The organism is Streptomyces sp. NPDC029296 (genome assembly GCF_055569255.1).
In genome coordinates this window covers 38,791-45,834 of sequence record NZ_JBVHXT010000034.1, presented here as the reverse complement: position 1 = coordinate 45,834, position 7,044 = coordinate 38,791, and the positions used below count along the sequence as shown (strand labels likewise).

The window sequence follows — 7,044 nt, the reverse complement described above, 5'->3', positions numbered from 1 at the left end:
GGTGGGGGGGCGGGCGGTGGGGGGGGGACGCGGTGGGGAAACGAAAGACCAGCCCCCCCCCCCCCCCCCCCCCCCCGCGCCCTCAGGCGCTCACGGCCGCCTCCTAGGCGCCCACGAGCCTCTTCCGCCGCAGCAGGGAGGCCAGCGAGGAGGCGAACTCCACGGGGTCCACCGGCAGCGTCACAGCCGCGTCCGCACGGCTCCACGTGGCCAGCCACGCGTCCTGCGGCCGTCCCATGAGCAACAGCACCGGCGGGCAGCCGAACACCTCGTCCTTGATCTGCCGGCACACGCCCATGCCGCCCATCGGCACGGCCTCGCCGTCCAGCACGCAGACGTCGACGCCGCCCCTGTCCAGCTCCCGCAGCACCGCGTCCGGGGTCGCGCACTCCACGAACTCCACCAGGGGGACGTCCGGAGCGGGCCGGCGTCCGGCGGCCAGCCGTACTTGTTCGCGAGTGTTGGAGTCGTCGCTATAGACCAGCACCGTGGCGGTCGGCTGCATTGTTCCTCCGGGACGTCGGCGTCGTACGGACGGGACGGGCAGGGCCGTCTGGGCGGATGCTACTCCCCCGAACACCACGTCAGCACCGGTTCGGCGGGCGGCAACACTCCGAACGGCACCCCCCGGAGTGAGCGCGAGATAAGCGACCGACATAATGTCGGTCGTGGCGACAGCAACGACAGTAGAAACAGGGCACGCGCACCCGTCGGTCAACCGGCCGAACCTCACCAGCGTCGGAACCATCATCTGGCTGAGTTCCGAGCTGATGTTCTTCGCGGCCCTCTTCGCGATGTACTTCACCCTCCGGTCGGTGACCGGACCGGACCATTGGAAGGAGATGGCGCACGCGCTGAACGTGCCCTTCTCCGCGACGAACACCACGATCCTGGTGCTCTCCTCCCTCACCTGCCAGCTCGGTGTGTTCGCCGCCGAGCGCGGCGACGTGAAGAAGCTCCGTGGCTGGTTCATCCTCACCTTCATCATGGGTGCGATCTTCATCGGCGGTCAGATCTACGAGTACACCGAGCTGGTGAAGAAGGACGGCATCTCGCTGTCCTCGGACCCGTACGGCTCGGTGTTCTACCTGACCACCGGCTTCCACGGCCTGCACGTGACGGGCGGCCTCATCGCCTTCCTGCTGGTCCTCGGCCGTACCTACATGGCCAAGAGGTTCACTCACGAGCAGGCGACCGCCGCCATCGTCGTGTCCTACTACTGGCACTTCGTCGATGTCGTCTGGATCGGCCTCTTCGCCACGATCTACCTGATCAAGTAGCCGGGATCGTTCCGGCACATCCAGAAGCACCGACGCAGAAGATCCTGACACCGGGGTAATCCGTGAAAAAGCTCTCCGCACGACGACGCCATCCGCTGGCGGCGGTCGTCGTCCTACTCCTCGCGCTGGCGGCCACTGGGGGGCTGTACGCCGCGTTCGCGCCCGCGGGCAAGGCGCAGGCCGATGAATCCTCCCAGTCCCTGACCATCAAGGAGGGCAAGAAGCTCTACGAGGTCGGCTGCGCCAGCTGCCACGGCACCGGTGGCCAGGGCTCCTCCGACGGCCCGAGCCTCGTCGGCGTCGGCGCCGCGGCCGTCGACTTCCAGGTCGGCACCGGCCGTATGCCCGCCGCGACCTCGCAGGGCGCCCAGGTCCCGCGCAAGAAGCCCATCTACACGCAGGCCCAGATCGACCAGCTCGCCGCGTACGTCGCGTCGCTGGGCGCCGGCCCGAGCGTGCCCACCAAGCAGCAGTACGGCCCCGACGGCGCGGACATCGCCAAGGGCGGCGAGCTGTTCCGCACCAACTGCGCGCAGTGCCACAACTTCACCGGCAAGGGCGGTGCCCTGACCAAGGGCAAGTTCGCCCCGACGCTGGAGGGTGTCGCTCCGAAGCACATCTACGAGGCCATGCAGACCGGCCCGCAGAACATGCCGTCCTTCCCCGACACCACGATGTCGGAGAAGAACAAGAAGGACATCATCGCGTACCTGAACGCGGTCAACGGTGACAAGACGGAGAACCCGGGTGGTCTGGAGCTGGGCGGCCTCGGGCCGGTCAGCGAGGGTCTGTTCGGCTGGATCTTCGGCCTCGGCACGCTGATCGCGGTCGCCGTCTGGGTCGCCGCTCGGACCGCAAAGGCCAAGAAGTCATGAGTAGCCAAGACATTCCTGAAGAGAACCTGCCCGCTGAGCAGGACCACGCGCACGGCGCGGTAGCGACCGCGGACGAGGAGAACCCGTTCGCGGACCCGGGTCTGCCGCCCCACGAGCACCGGATCCAGGACATCGACGAGCGGGCCGCGAAGCGGTCCGAGCGCGCGGTGGCGTTCCTGTTCACGGTGTCGATGCTGGCCACCATCGGCTTCATCGTCTCGTACCTGGCGATCCCGAACGACAAGTCGATCTTCGTCTTCCCGATCGGGCACCTGAGCGCGATGAACTTCGCGCTGGGTCTGACGCTGGGTGTGGCGCTGTTCTGCATCGGCGCGGGCGCGGTCCACTGGGCCCGCACCCTGATGTCGGACGTGGAGGTCGCCGACGACCGGCACCCGATCGAGGCGTCGCCGGAGGTCCGGGCGAAGGTCCACGCGGACTTCCGCCAGGGTGCCGCGGAGTCGGGCTTCGGCCGCCGCAAGCTGATCCGCAACACGATGTTCGGCGCGATGGCGCTGGTGCCGCTGTCCGGTGTGATGCTGCTCGGCGGTCTGGGCCCCGCGCCCAAGACGAAGCTGCGGCACACGATGTGGGCGAAGGGCAAGCGCCTGGTCAACATGAACACCAACCAGCCGCTGCGTCCCGAGGACGTGGCCGTCGGCTCGCTGACCTTCGCCATGCCCGACGGTATGTCGGAGCACGACGAGGACTTCCAGAACGAGATCGCCAAGGCGGCCCTGATGATCGTCCGGCTCCAGCCGGGCGACATCAAGGACAAGCGCGAGCTCGACTGGTCGCACCAGGGCGTCGTCGCGTACTCGAAGATCTGCACCCACGTGGGCTGCCCGATCTCGCTGTACGAGCAGCAGACGCACCACGTGCTGTGCCCGTGCCACCAGTCCACCTTCGACCTCACCGACGGCGCCCGAGTGATCTTCGGCCCCGCCGGCCACGCCCTGCCGCAGCTGCGCATCGGCGTGGACAGTGAGGGTTACCTCCAGGCGCTCGGCGACTTCGAGGAGCCCGTCGGTCCTGCTTTCTGGGAGCGCGGATGAGTACTGCACCGAACGAAACGCCTTCGTCCGCCGCCGCGGCGGGCCGCTCTCGCGGGAAGGCACCGGCCGGCGAGCGCGTCGCCGACTGGGCCGACGGCCGGCTCGGGATCTACTCCCTGGCCAAGGCCAACATGCGCAAGATCTTCCCCGACCACTGGTCGTTCATGCTGGGCGAAGTGTGCATGTACAGCTTCGTCATCGTCATCCTGACGGGTGTCTATCTGACGCTGTTCTTCCACCCGTCGATGAACGAGGTGGAGTACCACGGCAGCTACGTCCCCATGCAGGGACAGCTGATGTCCGAGGCGTTCAACTCGACCCTGCACATCTCCTTCGACGTGCGCGGTGGTCTGCTCATCCGGCAGATCCACCACTGGGGCGCGGTGGTCTTCCTCGCCGGCATGTTCGTGCACATGATGCGCGTGTTCTTCACCGGCGCGTTCCGCAAGCCGCGTGAGGTCAACTGGCTGTTCGGCTTCCTGCTGTTCGTCCTCGGCATGTTCACCGGCTTCACCGGTTACTCGCTCCCGGACGACCTGCTCTCGGGCACCGGTGTCCGCATCGCCGAGGGTCTGGTGCTGTCCGTGCCGATCGTCGGCACGTACATCTCGTTCTTCCTCTTCGGCGGCGAGTTCCCCGGCCACGACTTCGTGGCCCGGTTCTACTCGATCCACATCCTGCTGCTGCCGGGCATCATGCTGGGCCTGATGGTGGCCCACCTGATCCTGGTCTTCTACCACAAGCACACGCAGTTCGCGGGTCCCGGCAAGACCGAGAAGAACGTCGTCGGCATGCCGCTGCTGCCGGTCTACATGGCCAAGGCCGGAGGCTTCTTCTTCCTGGTCTTCGGTGTCCTCGCGGTGCTGGCCGCGGTCGCGCAGATCAACCCGATCTGGGCGATGGGCCCCTACCGTCCGGACCAGGTGTCCACCGGCGCCCAGCCCGACTGGTACATGGGCTTCTCCGAGGGCTTCGTGCGTGTGATGCCGGGCTGGGAGATCAACGTCGCGGGCCACACCCTGGTCCTCGGTGTCCTCATCCCGCTGGCCGTCTTCGGTCTGATGCTGGTCTCGATCGCGGTCTACCCGTTCATCGAGTCCTGGATCACCGGCGACAAGCGCGAGCACCACATCCTGGACCGCCCGCGCAACGCCCCGACGCGCACCGCGCTCGGCGTCGCCTGGCTGGTGTTCTTCGCCGTGGCCATGCTGGGTGGTGGCAACGACCTGTGGGCGACGCACTTCCACCTGTCGGTCAACGCCGTCACCTACTTCGTCCGGGTCTTCCTGTTCGCCGGTCCGGTCATCGGGTACATCGTCACCAAGCGGATCTGCCTCGGCCTCCAGCGCCGGGACCGCGAGAAGGTGCTGCACGGTCGTGAGACCGGCATCATCAAGCGGCTGCCGCACGGTGAGTTCATCGAGGTGCACGAGCCGCTCAGCCAGGAGCAGCTGCACACGCTCACCGCGCACGAGCAGTACGCGCCGGCGGAGATCGGCCCGGCGGTCGACGAGAACGGCGTCGAGCGCAAGGTGCCGGCCTCGCAGAAGCTGCGGGCGAAGCTGTCGAACGCCTACTACGGCGAGAACGCCCAGATCCCGAAGCCCAGGGCTGAGGAGTACAAGGAGATCACGAGCGGCCACGGCCACCACTGATCCGCCGTTGCTGAACGCCACGCAGACGGCCCCACGGACCCGGTCCGTGGGGCCGCTCTTTTGTGTACGGGATGTGTCCGGGGTTATCGACCCGTTATCCGTCCGTCGCTGGATCGAAGCTATGATCACACTGTCGTGATCTTGAGCCGGGGCCAGAAGCCCGCGCGGGCCGCCCACGGCGTGATAATGGGGGAGACACTGATGGCAGATCCTGCCGAGCCCGAATTCTTCTTCGATCCGACCGATCCCGGTTTCCGTCGGAACCCCTACCCGGTCTACGCGAAGCTCCGCGACGAGCACCCCGTGCTGGCGGGCCCGCTCAACTCCTGGGTGGTCAGCCGCTACGAGGACGTCGAGGCCCTGCTGCGCGACCGCCGGCTCGGCAAGGACCTCGGAGGCACCCAGTTCTTCGCCCAGGTGGCCGGCGGCCCCGACGAGGAGCCGCCGCCGTTCCTGGGCCTCGGCCTGGACGGCTGGGACGCCAACCTCTTCCGGCTGCTGGACCCGCCGGACCACACCAAGCTGCGCAACCTCGTCGCCGCGCCGTTCACCCCGTCCGCGGTGGAGGCGCTGATCACGTCGGTCACCACGGTCGTGGACGAGCTGCTGGCGGACCTGCCCGAGCGGTTCGACGTCATGGAGGTGCTGGCCTCCCAGCTGCCCGTGCGCGTGCTCGGCGACATGATGGGCATCGACCGCGAGGACCAGAAGCTCCTCGCCGCCTGGTCGACGGAGATCGCGCACATCCTGGAGCTGGGCGCCGCGCCGTCGGAGGACGTGGCGATCGCCTGCCAGCGCGCGGTGGCGCAGTGCACCGAGTACTTCGTCAAGGTGCTCCGGGAGCGCGAGGGCGGCGACGGCACCGACCTGATCACCGAGCTGACCCGGGCCGGCGAGACCATCGAGGGCCTGACGATCCACCAGATCGCCGCGGTGTGCGTGCTGCTCATCGTGCCGGGCCTGGACACGTTCGCCAACCTCATCGGCAACGCCGCGGTCATCCTGGCCGAGCACCCGGACGTGCTGGAGCGGCTCGCCGCCGACCCCTCGCTCGCCGACGACGTGCTGGACGAGGTGCTGCGCCTGGAGCCGCCCACGCACGCCTCCTGGCGCGTGGTCAACGAGCCGATCACCCTGCACGGCCGGACCATGGAGGCCGGTGCCGTGGTGCTGCTCATGCTGGCCGCGGCCAACCGGGACGAGCGGACCTTCCGGGACCCCGACACCCTGGCCCTCGGCGCGCACGGCCGCAAGCACCTGTCGTTCGGCCGCGGCATCCACTACTGCCTCGGCGACAACCTCTCCCGGCTGATGGCCAAGGAGGCGCTGATCGGGCTCGCCAAGCGCTGCGCCTCGATCAAGCCGGACGACGACGAGGTGGAGCTGAAGCCCGGCCTGTGGCTGCGCGGCCCGGCCCGGCTGCCCGTCACCACGACTCCCAGGGTGGGCTGACCCGATGACCACGAAAACCTCCGGCAGTGCCGCGACGGAGCCGATCCTGCTCGAACTCGTCGACGAGGAGGGCCGCACGATCGGGGTCGCCGAGAAGCTCTCGGCGCACCAGGCCCCCGGTCATCTGCACCGCGCCTTCTCGGTCTTCCTGTTCGACACCGAGGGACGCATGCTGCTCCAGCAGCGGGCCCTGACGAAGTACCACTCGCCGGGCGTGTGGTCCAACACCTGCTGCGGCCATCCGTACCCGGACGAGCCCGCGCGGGAGGCGGCGGCCCGCCGGGTCGGCGAGGAGCTGGGCCTGCACGGCGTCCCGCTGGAGCCGGCCGGCACGGTCACCTACGAGCACCCGGACGAGATCTCCGGCCTGGTCGAGAAGGAGTACAACCACCTCTTCGTCGGCCTGGTGAAGGACACCCCGGAACCGGACCCGTCCGAGATCCACGACTACCGCTTCGTGACCCCCGGGGAGCTGGCCGCGCTGCGCGCCGAGACCGGCTTCTCGGCCTGGTTCCCCACCGTCCTGGAGGCGGCCCTGCCGGGCGTACGGCGCATCGCGCCGGACGGCGGCTGGTGAGCTAGGTCCCGGCACGCGAAAGAGCCGCTGCCGACGGGAGGAAAGCGGGGGGGGAGGCTCTTTTCGGGGGGGGGGGGGGAAGAGGGGGAGGCCGCCAGCCCGAGGGAAAACTCGGAAAAAAAACCGAGAAGGGGGGGTGCACGGGGGGCC

Annotated in this window: 7 protein-coding genes; 6 read left to right on the top strand and 1 reads right to left on the bottom strand. The window is 68.6% G+C overall.

What is annotated here, in order from left to right; genetic code table 11:
• Positions 1-103: 103 nt before the first annotated feature.
• Positions 104-505: a response regulator gene (locus ACZ4W9_RS27340; protein ID WP_467940232.1), complete on the bottom strand. Its 402-nt coding sequence runs from the start codon at positions 503-505 to the stop codon at positions 104-106.
• A gap of 154 nt (positions 506-659) precedes the next feature.
• Here ACZ4W9_RS27340 and ctaE point away from each other — a divergent pair, with 154 nt between their 5' ends.
• The 6 genes from ctaE to idi all read left to right on the top strand — a co-directional run bounded on the left by ctaE (position 660) and on the right by idi (position 6,894).
• The gene (gene ctaE, locus ACZ4W9_RS27335; RefSeq protein ID WP_030616646.1) at positions 660-1,280 is read left to right on the top strand and encodes an aa3-type cytochrome oxidase subunit III; all 621 of its coding nucleotides are present in this window, start codon (positions 660-662) and stop codon (positions 1,278-1,280) included.
• 62 nt (positions 1,281-1,342) lie between these two features.
• Positions 1,343-2,155, top strand: a complete 813-nt coding sequence (gene qcrC, locus ACZ4W9_RS27330) for a cytochrome bc1 complex diheme cytochrome c subunit (protein WP_030783242.1) — start codon at positions 1,343-1,345, stop codon at positions 2,153-2,155.
• Positions 2,152-3,210: a cytochrome bc1 complex Rieske iron-sulfur subunit gene (gene qcrA, locus ACZ4W9_RS27325; protein WP_467940230.1), complete on the top strand. Its 1,059-nt coding sequence runs from the start codon at positions 2,152-2,154 to the stop codon at positions 3,208-3,210. The genes qcrC and qcrA overlap by 4 nt, the downstream gene beginning before the upstream one ends.
• Positions 3,207-4,865, top strand: coding sequence for a cytochrome bc1 complex cytochrome b subunit (gene qcrB, locus ACZ4W9_RS27320; RefSeq protein WP_467940229.1), 1,659 nt, complete (start codon positions 3,207-3,209; stop codon positions 4,863-4,865). Before qcrA ends, qcrB begins: the two co-directional genes overlap by 4 nt.
• Positions 4,866-5,066: 201 nt before the next feature.
• Positions 5,067-6,317, top strand: coding sequence for a cytochrome P450 (locus ACZ4W9_RS27315; protein WP_467940228.1), 1,251 nt, complete (start codon positions 5,067-5,069; stop codon positions 6,315-6,317).
• A gap of 4 nt (positions 6,318-6,321) precedes the next feature.
• Entirely contained in the window at positions 6,322-6,894 is a 573-nt protein-coding gene (idi, locus tag ACZ4W9_RS27310; protein WP_467940226.1) for an isopentenyl-diphosphate Delta-isomerase, read from the top strand.
• Positions 6,895-7,044: the final 150 nt, after the last annotated feature.